This is a genomic window from Streptomyces sp. 4F14 (genome assembly GCF_048159485.1).
Classification (GTDB): domain Bacteria; phylum Actinomycetota; class Actinomycetes; order Streptomycetales; family Streptomycetaceae; genus Streptomyces.
In genome coordinates this window covers 49,007-64,519 of the sequence record NZ_JBLRVY010000032.1, presented here as the reverse complement: position 1 = coordinate 64,519, position 15,513 = coordinate 49,007, and the positions used below count along the sequence as shown (strand labels likewise).

Below are 15,513 nucleotides of genomic sequence, written 5' to 3'. Positions count from 1 at the left end.
GTGGCCCGAGGAATGTCAGTGGCCCGGCCCGGTCGAGCGCGTCTGCCAGCGGGTCAGCGCGCCGAAGGCCAGAACGTTGGCTCGGCGGGTGGTGAAACGCGAGGTCAGGGTGGTCATCCAGTTGAAGGTGCCGGAGACGACACTGGGCGGCGGGTTGCGCCGGTCCAGCGTGCGCAGGGCGGTGGCGACGACCTGGCTCGGGGTCTGCATCCGGACCCCGCGGGCCATGTCGTCCGAGCCGAGCGCGTCGAAGAACTCGGTGCGGGTCGGGCCCGGGGAGAGAGCGAGCACACGCAGCCCGGTCCCCCGCGACTCCTCCCACAACGCCTCGGTGAAACTCAGCACGAACGCCTTCGTCGCCCCGTAGACAGCGGCGTTCGGCCACGGCTGATACCCGAGGGAGCTGGCGACGTTGACCAGGACCCCGGTCAGCTGACCGACGAACGCCCTGGTGACGTCGACCAGGCTGGTCACGTTCAGGCCGATCTCCTGCCGGACCTGCTTCGCGTCCTCCTGGCGGAAGGGGGCGTGGGTGCCGAAGCCGGCGTTGTTCACGAGGCTGGTGACGGTGATCCCGCGCCGGGCCACCTCCTCGGCCAGTGCTTCGCCCGCGTCCGGTGCGGTGAGGTCGAACGGCACCGCCGTGACGGTGACCCGGTACTTCGCGGACAGTTCGTCGGCCAGGGCCTCCAGCCGGTCCGCGCGGCGGGCGACCAGCACGAGGTCCGAACCACGCTCGGCGAGCTGACGGGCGAACTCCGCGCCGAGCCCCGCACTCGCTCCGGTGATCAGTGTGGTCTGGGTGCGGTAGTCGATCTTGTTCATGACACCTCGCTCCTTTCAATCCCTATCTGACACATTAATGTAGCAGTTAATGGAGCTAACGGCATCACCATCGTCTCATTTTTATATTCACGCACAACGAACCTGTCGCAAATATGCACAAATCCGCAGGTCAGGCGTATGGTCTTCGGTGCGTCACGAATCAACTACGGGAGTGGAGAGGTCATGGGCCGACCCCTACGGGCAGATGCCGCGCGCAGCGTGCGCGTGATTCTGGAAGCGGCCGAGCAGGTGCTCGCCGAAGATCCCGGGGCCTCCATGGAGCAGATCGCCGAGCAGGCGGGAGTGGCCAGAACGACCGTCCACCGGCGTTTCGCCAACCGTCAGGCCCTCATCGAAGCGCTCGGCGCCTCGGCGAAGCGACAGCTCATGGAGTGCGTGGAAGACGCCCACATGGACACCGCCCCACCGCTCGTGGCGCTGCACCGCGTCACGGCGAACGTCCTGCGGACCAAGAGCGTCTGGCGGTTCACCCTCGGCCACCCCCTCGCGGACGCCCCCCTCACGGCGGAGATCTGGTCCGAGATCAACGCCGGCACCCTCCAGTTCTTCGCCCGGGCCCAGCGCGAGGGGCTCCTCGCCCCGGACACGGACCTCGTGTGGGCGCAGCGGGTCTACTACGCCCTCGTCGACGAGGCCCAGCACGGAGGCGGCGCGGATCTCGACCCGGACCAGGTACGACAGAACGCGGACGCGCTGGCCACGCTCGTCGTCGACACGTTCCTCCGCGGCATGGGGCCCCACGACTGAACACACCGAGCTGACCTGCGCTTTCGCCAACCGGGATGGGCCGGCTGGTCGCGGGCTCGCGGCTGAACCGGTGGTGTCGCGAGGCTGAGTTCCATTTCGAGGTGTCCGGCGGCACGGGGAACTCAAGGCGGCTCTGGCCGAACTCGGGCCGATCGCATGGGACTGCTTCCGCCGCCGCAAGCACGCCTTCCACTTCCTGCCCTGTCGGCATGCACGGGTTGCCCATCGGCATCAGCCCGTCCCCGAGCTCTCCGCCGCCCGGTCAGCCGCCGCGGTGCCCGTCCTCGGTCGAGAAGACGATGCAGACCGGCGATCCGGTGGGCACGGTTCTGCCGGTGGGCCGCAGGGTGCCCTCCCGGGTGAGGTGGAAGGCCGTGATGGTGTCGGTCGCCTGGTTCGCCGCGTAGAGGGTGGCGCCGGAGGGATCGGTGGTGAAGAACCGGGGCTGCCCGCCGCCGGACGGCGTCCAGCGCGGGGTGTGCAGGGTGCCGTCGTCGCGGACGGCGTAGGTGGCGATGCTGTCGTGGCCTCGGTTGGAGACGAACAGAAAGCGTGCGTCGGGGGTGAGTTGGATCCCGGCCGCGGTGTTGTCGCCGGTGTAGGTGGGCGGCAGGCTCGGCAGCCAGGAGCGCGGGGTGAGGGCGCCGGTCGCGGGGTCGTAGGAGTACGTGGTGACCTGGGAGTTCAGTTCGTCGGCGACGTAGGCCAGCGGCAGGTGGGGGTGGTAGGCCAGGTGGCGGGGGCCCGCGCCGGAGCGGACCGCGGTGGTCGCGGGGGTGGCCGGGGTCAGGCGTCCGGCGGCCGTGTCGTAGGTGAAGTGGTGGATGCGGTCGGTGCCTTTGTCGGGGACCAGGACGTGACGTCCGTCGGGGGCGACGGGGATGTGGTGGGGGTGCGGGCCGGTCTGCTGAGTGCGGTGGGGGCCGGGGGTGCCGGTCAGTGCGACGACCTGGTCGGCCGGCCCGAGGCGGCCGTCCGCGGCGCGGGGCAGGACGGCGAGGGTACCGGTGGCGTAGTTGGCCACGAGAAGGCGCCGGTTGTCGGGGGTGAGGGCGAGGTGGACGGGGTTCGTGCCCTCGCTCGGCCGGGTGCCGAGTGGGGTGAGACGTCCGGTGCGGCGGTGGACGGCGTAGGCGCTGACCTGGTCGAGATCGCCGTGGACGGCGTAGAGGAACGACTGGGTGTGATCGAGGGTGAGGAAGGACGGGTTGGGGAGGACGTCGGTGACGTCGACCTGCCGCCAGCGGCCGGGCCCGTCCACACGGAACACGGCTATCCCCTTGCCGTGTCCGTCTCGTGGGGTGGTGGTGTAACAGCCGACGTAAGCGAAACGCGGCGACGTGGCGGGACGGGTGGGCTGCGGTGCCGGGAAGGCGGCGGGTGCTGGGGCGAGGGCGGCACCGGCGGCGAGGGTGAGGACGGCTCTGCGGGAGGTGTCGGGGACCGTCACGGGTGCGGCTCCTGCGGATCGGGGATGAGGCGGTCTGAGGGGCTCCCGGACGGGAAGGGCCGGGTCAGAGAGGGAAGGCGAGGGTCAGGCCCCCGACGGCGAGCATGATCAGTCCGACGATCACGGCCCGCCAGATCGTCTTGCGGTGGTGATCCCCCAGGTCGACCTTGGCCAGCCCGACGAGCAGCAGGAAGGACGCGACGATCGGGCTGGACTGGTGCAGGGGCTGGCCGACGAGGGAGGCGCGGGCCATCTCCAGCGAGGAGACACCGTAGTGGGAGGCGGTCTCGTCGAGGACCGGCAGCATGCCGAAGTAGAAGGCGTCGTTGCTGGTGAAGAAGGTCATCGGGATGGACAGCAGGCCGGTGATGACGGGGAAGTGCGCGCCGAGCGAGTCGGGGATGATGCCCACCAGCCAGTCCGCCATCGCCTCCACCATGCCGCTGCCGCTGAGGACACCGGTGAGGACGGTGGCGGCGAAGACCATACCGACGACACCGACGACGCTGGAGGCGTGCGCCTGGAGGTGCTCCCGCTGCTCCGCGACGCGGGGGAAGTTGACGACGAGCGCGATCGCCACGGCGGCGAGGAAGAGGACGGCGGGTTCGACGGTGCCCTCCACCAGGAGCGCCATCACGGCGAGGGTGAGTCCGAGGTTGAGCCACAGCAGCTTCGGGCGCGCGTCGGGCCGGTTGATGGTGCCGTCGGAGGAGATCACCGCGGTGTCCGTCCCGGGCCGTCGGCCGGTCCCGGCCGAGAGGGCATCGTCTTTCGAGGGGCCGGTCGCCAAGGTGATCGAGGTGGTGCCCGGGGCCGGGGCGGCCCGGCCGGAGCCGCTCCCCTTGCCCAGGACGCCGTCGCGGAGTTCCACCACGGCGCCCAGGCGGATGCGTTCGCCGCGGCCGAGGAGGTAGGCGAAGACAAGGGCGGCCATGAGGCCGGCGGTGATCGCGGGGATCATCGGCACGAAGATGTCGATCGGTGAGACCTTCAGGGCCGCTGCCGCACGGGCGGTGGAGCCGCCCCACGGCACGGTGTTGAGCACACCGTTGGCGGTGGCCGTCACGCAGGTCAGGACGACGGGGCTCATGCCGAGACGGAGGTAGATCGGCAGAAAGGCCGAGGTGACGATGATGAACGTCGTGGAACCGTCGCCGTCGAGGGAGACGATCGAGGCGAGCAGCGCCGTGCCGACGACGATCTTCGCCGGATCATGTCCCACCACGCGCAGGATCGTCCTGATCAGCGGGTCGAAGAGACCGACGTCGATCATGATGCCGAAGAACGTGATGGCGAAGAACAGCAGGGCGGCGGTGGGCGCGACGTCCTCGATCGACTGCGTGATGTCGTCCGCGAGCCCGAGCCCCCCTCCCGCCGCCAGACCGAAGACGAGGGGCACCAGGACGAGGGCGGCGACAGGCACCACGCGCTTGCTCATGACCAGGTAGAGGAACGTCGCGATCATCGCGAATCCCAGGAGGACCAGCATCATCATCTCCCTTCCATGAAGCCGTGACATGGTCTGTATACAGCTATGAATCCAGCGCTGTATAGACTCGTGTCGACCTCAGATGGCCGGAAAAACAGCAGGTCAGAGGCGGGATTCACCGGTCTCCGGGCAGCCCGAGGACCTGTCTGCCCGGAGACGGCAGACAGGTCCTGGGAGGGGTCGGTCCGGGGCCCGATCCGGTCAGGCGGTGACCCAGTAGGTGCGCGTGTTGGTGAACTCGCGGATGCCGGCGGCCGCCAGTTCGCGGCCGTAGCCGCTGCGCTTGGTGCCGCCGAAGGGCAGGCGCGGGTCGGAGGCGACGATCGCGTTGACGAAGGCCGCGCCGCTGGTGATCCGGCGGGCCAGCGCCACACCGCGGCTCGGCTCGGAGGTCCAGACGCTCAGGCCGAGTCCGTAGGGGGTGGCGTTCGCGAGACGTACGGCATCCTCGTCGTCCCGGGCGACGGTGATGGCGGCGAGTGGCCCGAAGGTCTCCTCGTCGAACACGGGCATCCCCGGGCCGGTGTCCGCCAGCACGGTCGGCCGGTAGAAGTACCCCTCTCCGGGGAGTGGTTCGCCTCCGGTCAGCAGGCGGGCACCGGCGGCGACGGACTCCTCGGTCTGTCGCTGGATCGCGGCCCGCAGGTCATCGCGGGCGAGCGGGCCGACCTGAGTCTCCCGGCCCTGCGGATCGCCGACCCGCAGGGCTTCGACGGCCGCCACGAACGCGGCGGTGAAGGCGTCCGCCACCGGGGCGGCGACGATGAACCGCTTCGCGCACACGCAACTCTGGCCGGAATTGGTGAAACGTGCCTTCACCGCCGCCGCTGCGGCTGATGCGGCATCGGCGTCGTCCAGGACCAGGAAGGCGTCCGAACCGCCCAGTTCCAGTACGGACTTCTTCGCCGCGCGCCCGGCAGCCGATCCCACGGCCGCGCCCGCCCGGTTGCTTCCGGTCAGGGTGACGGCGGCGACGCGGTCGTCCTCGATGAGCCGGGCGACGGCCCCCGGCACGTCCGCCTCGGCGATCACCAGCGTGGTCACCAGGTGCTCGGGAAAGCCGGCCTCGACGAAGAGCTTCTCCAGGGCGAGCGCGCTGCCGGTGACGTCGGGGGCGTGCTTGAGCAGAATCCCGTTGCCCGCCACCAGGGACGGGACCGCGAAGCGCATGACCTGCCAGACCGGGAAGTTCCACGGCATGACCGCCAGGACCAGACCGGCCGGCTCGTGGGCGACCCAGGCTTCGGCTCCGTCGACGGCCACGCGTTCGTCGGCGAGGATGTCCGGGCCGTGCTCGGCGTAGTACGCGGCGGTCAGTGCGGACTTGCTCACCTCGCCCTCCGCCTCGACGACCGGCTTGCCCATCTCGGTGACGGCCAGCTGGGCCAGGGGTTGCCGGTGTTCACGCAGGACGGTGGCCAAGTGACCTACACGGGCGGCCCGTTCGGCAACGGGAACCAGGGCCCAGGCGCGGGCGGCGGCATGAGCACGCTCCACAGCCGCCTCGATCCGTACGGTGTCCCACGCCTCGTACTCGGCGAGCGGCTGCCCCGTGGCGGGGTTGGTCGTGCGGACGATGGCGCTCATGCGGTGGGTGCCCCTCCCTTGTCGTTCGCGGACAGGTGCTCGAAGGTCTCGCCGGTGGCGGTGATGGTGCGGGTGACGTCCCGGCCGCCGTAGACCCAGTAGATCCGCATGACGCCCTCGCCGCGGTTGAAGAACCGGTGCGGCACCCCGGCCGGCACCCAGGTCGCCTGGCCGGCCTCCAGGTCGAAGAACGCTCCGTCGATCTCGGCGGTCGCCTCGCCTTCGAGGATCAGGACGGACTCCTCGACATTGTGGCTGTGCAGGGGCAGGCCGGTGCCGGGCTGGAAAACGGTCTGGCCGGTGGTGATGACGGCCAGTGCCGAATTCCACTTGCCGACGTACGGGACGGTGGCCACCCCTCCCCCGCGGTCGAAGCGTTCGACCCGGTCGGGGTGGACGATCAGGTTCGGTGCGGCGGGTTCGGTGCGCATGCGGCGGCTCCGATCGAGGTCAGGAGTGGTGGAGGAGGCGGCGGGAGAGGGTGTTGACCTGGCTGCCGGGGACGACGTACTTCCCCGCGGCCTCGCGCCAGACCTTGAAGTGAGGCGCGGAGCGGTGGGCCTCGACGGCCGCCTCGTCGTCGTAGATCTCGTGGAAGACGAAGTGGTGGTCGTCGGCCAGGTCGCAGACGACGTCGAAGTAGCGGCAGCCGGGTTCGTCGGTGAAGGAACGCTCGGCGTTCTCCTCGATGGCCTGGAGGAAGTCGTCCCGGCAGCCGGGACGAACCTGGAGGGACACGGTCAGCGCGATCATGCGGACAACTCCTGCGGGGTGACGGGGGCGGGCAGAGGTACGGCGGTGGCGTCGGCGATACGGCCGAGGGAGGACCAGGTGCCGTCGGCGAGGGTGATGCCCTCGCCGCGCAGGCGCTCGGCGGTGCGGGCCTCCGGCTCGCCGGGGACGAAGACCTCCGCCGTGCCCGGGGCGGCGGGAGTGTGCTTGGTCTCCTCGACCAGGGTCTCCATCCGCTGTTCGAACTCGGCCGGATCGGCCATGGCCGCGATGTCGACGCAGATCAGCAGGTGGCCGACGCCGCTGCGGCCGGTGGCGTGGTAGGGGCCGACGACCGCCGAGCCGAAGGCACTGCCGGTGAGCACGCCCGCCAGCACGTCGAACATGAAGGAGATGGCGTAGCCCTTGTGGCCGGCCATGGGCAGGATCAGTCCCTCGATGGCGCGGCGCGGGTCGGTGGTGGGCACGCCGTCCGCGTCGGCCGCCCAGCCTGCGGGGATGGGCTCGCCACGCTCCTCGGCGTGGTAGATCTTGCCGCGCGCGACGGCGGTGTTGGCGATGTCCATCACGACCGTGCCGTAGCGGCCGCCCGGAGCGGCGATCGACCACGGGTTGGTGCCGACACGCTTCTCCCGCCCGCCCCAAGGGGCCATCGCGGGACTGGCGTTGGTGGCCAGCAGCGCCACACAGCCCTGTTCGGCGGCCTTGCGGGTGAAGTACGCGGCCGTACCGAAGTGACCGGAGTTGCGGACCCCGACCGCGCTGATGCCGTGCCGGCGGGCACGCTCCACACCCCACGTCACCGCGTGGTCGGTGAGCACCTGGCCGAGACCGTCACACCCGTCCACGACCAGGACGGCGCCGCTGTCGCTCACGACCTCGGGGGCCGCGACCGCCGCGGTCGCCCCGCTCGCGAGACGCCCGAGGTACCAGGGCAGGCGCAGCATCCCGTGGGACGGATGACCCCACAGCTCGGCGGTCACCAGGGTGTCCGCGAGCAGACGGGCGTCCGCGGGCGGAACGCCGTGTGCTTCGGTGGTGGCGGCGGCGAACCCGAGCAGGTCGGCGGCGCCGACGGTATGCGGCATGAAACGGCCCCTCGTATCGAGAGATGATGTATCCACTCCTGTATACAGGATGGCTCGTGCGGAAGTCACGGGCGCGGCCGACAGCCGTACCGAGAGGTGTGGACAGGGACGGGCTACGGGCGGGCGACGTCCACGTGGACGTCGGCGCCGATCGCGAAATCCTGGCCGGTCAGACTCTCGATGAGCGCCTGGAGGGTCTGGAGCAGATGGTGCCGGCCGGCCGCCTCCGCCGCCTGCGCGTCCCCCCGCACGATCGCCTTCAGCATCGCGCGGTGCTCCTCCAGCGACGTGAGCATGCGGCGCGGACCGCTGTGCGACAGATGCCGCAGCCGTACGGTCTCGCTGCGCAGGTCACGGATCGTCCGGGCGAGGTAGGTGTTGCGGCAGGCGGCGATGACGGCCTGGTCGAAACCCTCGGTCACCTCGTAGAACTCCTGGAAGGACCGCGTCTGCGCGACGGCATCCCGTGCGCGGAAGGACTCGTCGAACTCCTCAAGCCGCTCCAGCAGTGCGCGGAACGGCACCAGCACGCGCTCGTCGGCCACCCCTGCCGTCGCGACCGACGCGGCCGCACGGGGCTCCAACAGCATCCGGAACTCGAACAGGGCCCGCACCCCGCCCAGCGAGATCGCGGCCACCCGGGCCACCTCCCCCGGGGCGAAATCGACCAGCCCCTCACGGGCCAGCCGTCGGATCGCCTCCCGGACCGGCGTCCGCGAGGCACCGAGCTCCTCACCCAGCTGCACCTCGCTCAGCCTGGCCCCCGGCCGCAGCCGCAACGACTCGATGTCTCCCTTCAGCCGCTCGTAGACCGCCTCGCTCTTACCGGTTGCCCGAGCCACGGAACTCCTCGTCGATCATGCCGCACACCTGTGTATACAGACTAGCGAGGTCATCCGACCGGTCCACCGCCCACCGGTGTCGGTGACGGCTGAGAAGAGCACGTCGGCTCGCGAGGCAGAGGGGGGCGTGGGTGTGGTGCTTTCCCCGGGCGATCTTCTTGTCGTAGTAGGTGCGGGACGCCGGGTCGGCCAGGGCCGCGAAGGCGGACAGGAAGAAGGCCCGTTCGAGTTGCCGGGGGCGAGACCGGCGTAGGCGGCGAGGTGGGCGGCGGAGGGGAACTGCTGCCCTCGCCGACATCGACCAGCCGACGGCCGGGTCGGGGAGAGTGGTGATCACCTTCTTGCGGTGCACCGCGCCGGCGATGCCGATGCAGCCGTGCCAGGTCAGCACACGGCAGATCGGCTCGACACCACAGGCGAGTTCGGCCCGTGCACGCCCACCGATCGCCAACAGCCTGACATTGACGCGAAGAGACTCGCCGCGGCCTTCAGAATCTCGTCGGCCGCCTGAGTTCGACGATCGTCGTCGCCGCGTCCCTGCTGTCCTTGACCACCCTCGACGCCGATGGCGGCCACCGCCGTGACCTCCGTGACGTACCAGCTCGCGGGCAGGACGGCGGCCGGCAACAACACCTTCCGCCAGATCGGCAGCGCCCCGGGCGCGGTGGCCCAGCCGAACCTGGGTGCGGTCACCGGCCCCGCACCAGAAAGCCACGACCGCGCCGGCACCGCACACGACGACCCCTCCCTGATGTACGACCGCTCCCTCTACCGGCCTCGGAACGGGCCACCGAGGTCGAGTTCATCGTCTCCCTCGACCAGTACTCCGACGGTCCGTAGGGCGGCGACTTCTTCCAGCGCACCGTCTTCAGCCTGGACCACCTCAAGGTGACAGCGCCGCCCGGTGCCGGGCGGCGCTGCCGACGGATTCGAGTCAGCCGCAGATGGGGTGACAGGTGGGGTTGTCGGTGATGGTGAGGCCCGCGAGGTCTTCCAGGGTGTCGTCCTCAAGGGATACGGTGCCGGCCGGGTTCGCGTCACCGGTCAATGCGATACGGATGTACGTCTCATTCATATCAGTACCTCTTTCTGGATTTTCCATGGGGTACCACCGCAGCCATTCTCGTACGGCTCCAGTGGAATCTGTGGGGAAATTCCTAGGAATTCCCATTCGATACGGCGGATATCTCCTGAGTGGGCGCGGAAACAGCTGTCCCGGTCCTCGGCGGCTGCATGCGCAGAATCGACGGGACTCTGTCGGGGCGGGCGAAGTGCAGAAGTTGGTAGCCGATACCGGCGATTCCCGGCATCAGGCCGACCGCGCTGCTGTCGGTACGCAGCCCGCATCGCCAGCCGCGTCGGCGGACATCGGCCAGGACAGCAGCGACAAGTCGCTCGGGCCGGATCGGATGTCGTGCCGTCCGCCCTGCGACCACGAGGAGTTCGGCGTTGCCCAGGTCGCCGTGGCAGATGTTGTGGTTGCCCACGCCGACGTAACCGGCGGGTCCGGCCATAGCGCGCCAGGTCGCGTCCAGCGCGGTGGCGAGGTCCGCCTCCAGAGTTCTGCGCAGTTGTTCGGGCAGGAGTCTGTCGGGGTCGCAGGTGAGCATCTCGTGGCGGGCGAGCCCGATGCCCGGAGCGCCGTGGCACCAGGCGTGGGTCGAGCCGGCTCTCATGTGATCCGGCAGGCTGCGCAGGTCACGCCAGTTGCCGAGGCCGGGGTCGTAGAGGGAGTTCTCGTGGTGGAGCGCGGCCTCGATGGTGTCCACGAGGCGCTGGTCCGGGGCGATCCGGTGCAGCCGGGCCAAGGCCAGCGCGATACCGGCGGTGCCGTGGGCCATTCCCGCCAGCGGGATCCCGGGTGCGGCCGGGCCCGGCCAACCGCAGCCGTGCTCCGTCCGCACCCGACGCTCGATCAGCTCGTCCGCGCATGCCTGCGCGATCGGCAGCGCTCCGGCCGACGGCAGTACCTCGTGCACCGCCAGCATGGTCAGCAGCAGGCCGGCGTTGCCCGCCACCACGTCGTGGTCCCTGTCGTACCGCAGGAGCTGTGCCAGTACCGGCAGGGCGTGACCGACCAGCGGGAGTTCGCTGTCGCCGAGCGCCTGTCCCGCGTGGAGGAGGAAGTTGACCGCCCCTGCGGCTTCTCCGAAGTAGCCCGTCCTGTTACTCGGGTCGGTTCCGGGGCGGGGAGTCTCGAAGGTGTCGACGAACGTCCGCAACCGCGCTGCCACCGTGCCCGCGACCAGCCTCGCCTGCTCCGCCCACAGCGGACGCCCGGTCTCGACGGCCAGGTAGGTCAGCAGCATGCCGATGCCGGGCAGGCCCTGATAGAGATCGGGGCCCGCCGGTGCGATCCGCCAGTGGTTCTCGTCGGCCCAGGACAGACCCAGCCAGCCGATACGGTCACCGTCCCGCAGGGCCACGTCCATCAGCCGTCGGCCGATCTCCTCGGCGTGTCCGACGAGTTCGTCGCTCGACACTCCGTCGGGCGGGACCGGCCGGGCGGCCGGGACGGCCGGCCCAGGTCGCTGGGCCGCCCCGGCGATGTCGTAGGAGGTCTCCATCATGCGTAGTTGGAAGGCCAGGTCCGTGTCGCCCATCCGTCGGACGTGGTCGCGTACGGCATCGATCGGCGGGACAGGGAGTACGGCAGGGACGCGGTCGCCGTCGTCCAGCCAGACGTCGCGGGAGTCCGGTCGGGTCGTGAAGAGGGGGATGTCCCCACCGCGCAGCGCCCGTATCTCGGCGGCCATCAGCGGGAGGCGGTCCCGGCGGTCGGCGAGACCCTGGCACAGGCGGGCCAGGGAACGGTCCCGGTCGAGTGCGTCCCGCAGGAAGTCGGGGTGTGTGCTCTCCTCCAGGAGCCGGGCGTAGGTCCGTGTCGGACGGAGGATGAGGCGCATCCGCGCCCCGAGGAAGCCGTCGATCAGCCCACCCGGGCGCAACAGTTCCGCGCGGTCCGCTCGTATGCGCTCATAGGCAAAGGTGAAGCCTTCGATCACCTGCTCACGGTGGGCGGCGGGGTCCGGGCGGGTGCCGTTGGCCAGTCGGGGGCGATTGGCCGCGCCCGGGTGCGTGATGTGCCTGCGTACGATGCGCATCTCGTCGGTGCCCGCGGCCTCCGCGACGGCGACCGGGGCCGCGCTCGACACCCACTCGGCCGCTGCGATCCCGCTGGTGTCGACCAGGTGGAACCGGTCGGTCTCCTCGTCCCGCACCACCAGCGGCTTCGGCAACAGCCCGACACCGATCACCGACGACTCCAGCGCCTCGGCGGCCGGGTCCGCGGGCCCCGGCCGACCGTGGGCCCCGCCCTGCCCCACATGGAACAGCGCCTCCAAGTCGATCGCCACCGGACAGTCGCCCGCGGCGATCACGTTCTCCAGGTGGAAGTCCCTGGCGTTGAGGCTGTACAGCAGCGCCAGCAACGCGCCGGTACGCCAGTAGAAAGCGGATACCTCGCCTGCGTCGGCACACGCCGTGTGTTCGGCGAACTCGCTCCAGCCATGGTCCGATCGGCTGAGTACCCTCGGCACGCGCAGTCGATGGCGCGGTCGGCAGCCGTTGAACCACTCGATGTACCGGTTGAAGGCCAGGTCGCCGTCGAGGGCACGCGGCTTGTACACGACCCGGGCGTTCTCGAACCGCGTGACCGCGACCGAACGGCCGCCCCGGTGGGTGTCCCCAGCGCCGAAGTCGACCGCCTCGATGTCGCCCGGCCGATCGCCGCCCCACACCGTGTCCGCCAGCGCGGGGAAGTCGGCCAGCAGGTGCGTGGCGAACTCCAGCCGGGCCTTGCGCCAGCCGTTCAGCAACTCCACCTGGTGCCGGGCGAGCACGGGGTACTCCCGCCACAGAGCCAGCGCGTACTCCGGGTCGCGCAACAACCCGCAGAATTCCCGGAAACGGTCCTCGGTGCTGTCGCCCGCCAGCCGGCCCGCCACCCGGGCCACGTTGAGTTCGAGCACGCACATGCGCCGGACGGTGAGCCGCAAGGCGTGCAACGGCAGTGAGTCCGCCAGGAGTTCGGGCAGCCGGGCCAGTTCCGGGACGGCCGCGATCCGGTCGGCCAGCGGTGCGAGGTCGGTCAGCAGGCCCTCCCGGGCCTGGGCCAACAGCGGCCGGGCGACTTCCAGAAACCCCGGACCCTCAGGCAGCGAACCCCAACTGTCGCTGCCCGGCGGGAACTTCTCCCAGGCGCCGGCGAAGTCGTCGGTCCACTGCGGTGGCTTCCCCAGCCGCTCCCGCAACGACTCCGGTGTCTCACCGAGCAGGGCGGTCAGTTCGTCTGCGCCCGTCCCGAACGGCGACAGTGCCGCCTCGACGTCCGGTGGCGTACCCCGAAAGGGCACCATGCGCTTCCAGTCGTCGAACCGCGCACTCCCCCGCACCCGGTCCGTCAGTTCCGGGGGGACATGGCCGGCTCGTTCCGGCATGTAGGCAGCCAGCTCCCAGGGGACACCCAGTACGTCGGGCGTGACCGCGGGGTCGGTCGCCGACAACGATTCAACCATCGGAGCTCCAGATTGCGGAGTGAAGGTGGGGGGAGAGATGGGGGCGCGGGGGGCCTTCGCATGACGCTGCGGGTGCGCCGGTTTCCACGGGGCCGGAGTCCTGCCGGTCTGCTCCTTGCTGGTCTTTGTCGCAAGTTCGCGCTGTCGATAGAGCCATTCACCGAGAGGGAAGCCGTCGTGTGTCCATGTCGGCGATGCAGGTGTCAGGGTCGAGCATCTTGGCGGTGAGGTCGGAGATGCAGGAAGGGAAGTCGATGACGGGCGCCGCGGGGCCGCCTCCGCGAGAGTGTGCTGACTACTGGTATCGCGTTGCGGGGAACGGGCGGGCGCCGCGGTTCATCAGGGTGCTTTCCGCTTCTCGCAGGGCCTTCAGCGCGGCACCCTGATCCTCCAGGCCGGGGACGCAGACGGTCTCGCCCAAGCGCAGACTCGCCAGGCTGGCCGAGGCCACGTCCTCCGGAGACATCGCCGAGGGGATGCGCCGACCGGAGCCGCCGTTCCATTCCGTGGCGACCATGCCGGGGCACACCACCAGCGCGCGCACAGCTGTGCCCGCGAGCTCGTCCGCCAGTGTGCGGGTGAAAGTAACCGTGCTCGCTTTGGCAGCCGCGTACAGGGTGCGGCGCGGCAGGAGCGGGTCGTTCCCGTCGGCGCTGAACGCCAGCAGGGAGGCCACGGTGACGACCGCGCCCTCGTTCGCGGCGAGCATGCCCGGCAGGGCGGCGCGTGCCAGCCGGATCGGGGCGACCGCGTTGAGGGTGAGCAGCCGGTCCACTTCGGCCGGGGCGACATCGGTGAGCGGGGCGTAGCCGCCGGCTCCGGCGTTGCTGATCAGCAGCCGGATGTCGCCTGCGGCGAGGCGGCAGGTCACTGCGTCGAGTCCGTCGGGCGAGGAGAGATCGGCGACCAGGACCTCCACCGTGGCACCGATCGCGCGGAGTTCGTCGGCCAGTCGGTTGAGCCGGTCCGCGCGCCGGGCCACCAGGACGAGGTCGTGATCGGCCGCGAGGAGGCGGGCGTAGGCGGCGCCGATTCCGGAGGAGGCGCCGGTGACGAGTGATGCGGGGCGAGGCATGCGTCCAGGCTCGATCATCACTTGATGAGTGTCAAGTGGTTGATACTCATCAAGCATCTCGCTCTTGCCGCGTGAAGGGGCACCGCGAAGGGGAAAGGAGAGGTGGCGGTACCGCCGCTGCGCCGAGGGGGGTCTGGGTGCAACGCAGGACGGCGAGGCGTTGCGGGCGACGTACACCGTGACCACCCCCATCGAACAGAGGGCCAGCCAGGTTCCCGATGGTTCTCGACGGCGGTGTTCGCGCGGTGACGACGCGGTACCGCCGGTCACGTCTCCCGTACGGCGTCGGCCACTTGCTCAAGCAGCGTCTTCAACTGCGCGACGCCTTCGGGGCCCAGCTTCCCGTTGACCTGCTGGTCGATCTCCGCGATCACGGGATCGGCCTGGCGCAGGGCGTCCCGGCCGGCCTCGGTGAGGTGCAGTTCCTGCACATGCCGGTGGCGTGGGTGAACTCGTCGTTCCAGTTGCCCCCGCGCCTCCAGGCGGGTCAACAGTGAGGCCACCGCCTGTGGGGTGACGCTCAGGCGGCGGGACAGTTCCGCGCCGGTGATGCCCGGAACGCTCTGGAGGGCGATCAGGAGCGAATAATGCGCCGGCGCCATGCCGAGCGGGCGCAGCCGCTGCTCCTTGAGGGCCTGCACGGCCAACTCCGTCCGCCTCAGCACCCACAGCACTCGGTCCAGTGCGTCAGCGGACACCGGCCCTTCGCCATCCCTCTCCACGCAACGACAATACAACACAGAACGTGCATCAAGTCCTTGATACCCCGCGCCACCATCAGCCCGTCAGGCGCGAGGACGCACTCACCCTGGAGACCTTGAGGAGGCCGTGTCGCTTCCCGCCCAGGGACGCCCCGCGCGGTCTGCCGTTCGAGACGGTCCGACTGCCGAAGGAACTGTCCTCCACGCGGCCCGAGCCGGATGGCGCCTGCCCGCCGACCGAACGAGAAACTTCCCGGTCCGTTCCGGGTCGGCGGTAGGGGGGTGCAGGTCGTAGTCGACCTTCGCCTGGACCCATGTGATCCGAGCCTTCGTCAAGTGCGCTTTCGCGGCCTGGTCCGCGAAGGGCTGTCCGGCGCCTGGGGCCGAGCCGCGCGTGGTGCCGGAGCCGGGCGAGGCGGTGGCAGCGGTCGGCCCGGTT

14 protein-coding genes and 1 pseudogene are annotated in these 15,513 nt (G+C 70.4%); 2 read left to right on the top strand and 13 right to left on the bottom strand.

The genetic code is table 11. The features are described 5' to 3' along the window. Positions 1 to 15: 15 nt before the first annotated feature. Complete coding sequence (locus ACLZOT_RS39950) at positions 16 to 825, bottom strand: SDR family NAD(P)-dependent oxidoreductase (protein ID WP_416974087.1); 810 nt, start codon at positions 823 to 825, stop codon at positions 16 to 18. Between the two features lie 183 nt (positions 826 to 1,008). Here ACLZOT_RS39950 and ACLZOT_RS39945 point away from each other — a divergent pair, with 183 nt between their 5' ends. Beyond that, positions 1,009 to 1,593 (top strand): TetR/AcrR family transcriptional regulator, encoded by a 585-nt coding sequence (locus ACLZOT_RS39945; protein WP_416974086.1) that lies wholly within the window; start codon positions 1,009 to 1,011, stop codon positions 1,591 to 1,593. Positions 1,594 to 1,855: 262 nt separating this feature from the next. On the opposite strand, the gene ACLZOT_RS39940 is transcribed toward ACLZOT_RS39945, so the two are convergent. From ACLZOT_RS39940 to ACLZOT_RS39905, 8 genes and pseudogenes are all read right to left on the bottom strand, one after another. Further along, positions 1,856 to 3,043, bottom strand: a complete 1,188-nt coding sequence (locus ACLZOT_RS39940) for a lactonase family protein (RefSeq protein ID WP_416974085.1) — start codon at positions 3,041 to 3,043, stop codon at positions 1,856 to 1,858. A gap of 64 nt (positions 3,044 to 3,107) precedes the next feature. Next, positions 3,108 to 4,532 (bottom strand): CitMHS family transporter, encoded by a 1,425-nt coding sequence (locus ACLZOT_RS39935; RefSeq protein ID WP_416974142.1) that lies wholly within the window; start codon positions 4,530 to 4,532, stop codon positions 3,108 to 3,110. 201 nt (positions 4,533 to 4,733) lie between these two features. Then, positions 4,734 to 6,119, bottom strand: coding sequence for an aldehyde dehydrogenase family protein (locus ACLZOT_RS39930; RefSeq protein WP_416974084.1), 1,386 nt, complete (start codon positions 6,117 to 6,119; stop codon positions 4,734 to 4,736). After that, positions 6,116 to 6,550 carry a cupin domain-containing protein gene (locus tag ACLZOT_RS39925; protein WP_416974083.1) on the bottom strand — a complete coding sequence of 145 codons (435 nt, stop codon included), beginning with the start codon at positions 6,548 to 6,550 and terminating at the stop codon, positions 6,116 to 6,118. The genes ACLZOT_RS39930 and ACLZOT_RS39925 overlap by 4 nt, the downstream gene beginning before the upstream one ends. 19 nt (positions 6,551 to 6,569) lie before the next feature. Then, positions 6,570 to 6,872 carry a putative quinol monooxygenase gene (locus ACLZOT_RS39920; RefSeq protein ID WP_416974082.1) on the bottom strand — a complete coding sequence of 101 codons (303 nt, stop codon included), beginning with the start codon at positions 6,870 to 6,872 and terminating at the stop codon, positions 6,570 to 6,572. Next, positions 6,869 to 7,939: an Ldh family oxidoreductase gene (locus ACLZOT_RS39915; protein ID WP_416974081.1), complete on the bottom strand. Its 1,071-nt coding sequence runs from the start codon at positions 7,937 to 7,939 to the stop codon at positions 6,869 to 6,871. The genes ACLZOT_RS39920 and ACLZOT_RS39915 overlap by 4 nt, the downstream gene beginning before the upstream one ends. Positions 7,940 to 8,052: 113 nt before the next feature. Next, positions 8,053 to 8,781: a GntR family transcriptional regulator gene (locus tag ACLZOT_RS39910; protein ID WP_416974080.1), complete on the bottom strand. Its 729-nt coding sequence runs from the start codon at positions 8,779 to 8,781 to the stop codon at positions 8,053 to 8,055. Further along, positions 8,762 to 9,060, bottom strand: a pseudogene (locus ACLZOT_RS39905) (hypothetical protein); the annotation flags it as partial. The pseudogene ACLZOT_RS39905 and the gene ACLZOT_RS39910, both read right to left, overlap by 20 nt. Before the next feature lie 286 nt (positions 9,061 to 9,346). On the opposite strand from ACLZOT_RS39905, the gene ACLZOT_RS39900 reads away from it, so the two are divergent. Further along, a complete protein-coding gene (locus ACLZOT_RS39900; protein ID WP_416974143.1) occupies positions 9,347 to 9,673 on the top strand; it encodes a hypothetical protein in 327 nt (108 codons plus the stop codon). Positions 9,674 to 9,715: 42 nt separating this feature from the next. On the opposite strand, the gene ACLZOT_RS39895 is transcribed toward ACLZOT_RS39900, so the two are convergent. From ACLZOT_RS39895 to ACLZOT_RS39880, 4 genes are all read right to left on the bottom strand, one after another. After that, positions 9,716 to 9,856 carry a hypothetical protein gene (locus tag ACLZOT_RS39895; protein ID WP_416974079.1) on the bottom strand — a complete coding sequence of 47 codons (141 nt, stop codon included), beginning with the start codon at positions 9,854 to 9,856 and terminating at the stop codon, positions 9,716 to 9,718. Between the two features lie 82 nt (positions 9,857 to 9,938). Next, positions 9,939 to 13,298 carry a type 2 lanthipeptide synthetase LanM family protein gene (locus tag ACLZOT_RS39890; RefSeq protein WP_416974078.1) on the bottom strand — a complete coding sequence of 1,120 codons (3,360 nt, stop codon included), beginning with the start codon at positions 13,296 to 13,298 and terminating at the stop codon, positions 9,939 to 9,941. A 295-nt stretch (positions 13,299 to 13,593) separates the two neighbouring features. Then, positions 13,594 to 14,373, bottom strand: coding sequence for an SDR family NAD(P)-dependent oxidoreductase (locus tag ACLZOT_RS39885; protein WP_416974077.1), 780 nt, complete (start codon positions 14,371 to 14,373; stop codon positions 13,594 to 13,596). Between the two features lie 266 nt (positions 14,374 to 14,639). Continuing rightward, the gene (locus ACLZOT_RS39880; protein WP_416974076.1) at positions 14,640 to 15,071 is read right to left on the bottom strand and encodes a MarR family winged helix-turn-helix transcriptional regulator; all 432 of its coding nucleotides are present in this window, start codon (positions 15,069 to 15,071) and stop codon (positions 14,640 to 14,642) included. Between the last annotated feature and the right edge of the window lie 442 nt (positions 15,072 to 15,513).

Excerpts from the sequence above, each read along its gene's own strand:
- ACLZOT_RS39950 (WP_416974087.1), bottom strand. The coding sequence starts at position 825 with ATGAACAAGATCGACTACCGCACCCAGACCACACTGATCACCGGAGCG.
- ACLZOT_RS39945 (WP_416974086.1), top strand. The coding sequence starts at position 1,009 with ATGGGCCGACCCCTACGGGCAGATGCCGCGCGCAGCGTGCGCGTGATT.
- ACLZOT_RS39935 (WP_416974142.1), bottom strand. The coding sequence starts at position 4,532 with ATGCTGGTCCTCCTGGGATTCGCGATGATCGCGACGTTCCTCTACCTG.
- ACLZOT_RS39930 (WP_416974084.1), bottom strand. The coding sequence starts at position 6,119 with ATGAGCGCCATCGTCCGCACGACCAACCCCGCCACGGGGCAGCCGCTC.
- ACLZOT_RS39925 (WP_416974083.1), bottom strand. The coding sequence starts at position 6,550 with ATGCGCACCGAACCCGCCGCACCGAACCTGATCGTCCACCCCGACCGG.
- ACLZOT_RS39920 (WP_416974082.1), bottom strand. The coding sequence starts at position 6,872 with ATGATCGCGCTGACCGTGTCCCTCCAGGTTCGTCCCGGCTGCCGGGAC.
- ACLZOT_RS39915 (WP_416974081.1), bottom strand. The coding sequence starts at position 7,939 with ATGCCGCATACCGTCGGCGCCGCCGACCTGCTCGGGTTCGCCGCCGCC.
- ACLZOT_RS39900 (WP_416974143.1), top strand. The coding sequence starts at position 9,347 with ATGGCGGCCACCGCCGTGACCTCCGTGACGTACCAGCTCGCGGGCAGG.
- ACLZOT_RS39895 (WP_416974079.1), bottom strand. The coding sequence starts at position 9,856 with ATGAATGAGACGTACATCCGTATCGCATTGACCGGTGACGCGAACCCG.
- ACLZOT_RS39890 (WP_416974078.1), bottom strand. The coding sequence starts at position 13,298 with ATGGTTGAATCGTTGTCGGCGACCGACCCCGCGGTCACGCCCGACGTA.
- ACLZOT_RS39885 (WP_416974077.1), bottom strand. The coding sequence starts at position 14,373 with ATGCCTCGCCCCGCATCACTCGTCACCGGCGCCTCCTCCGGAATCGGC.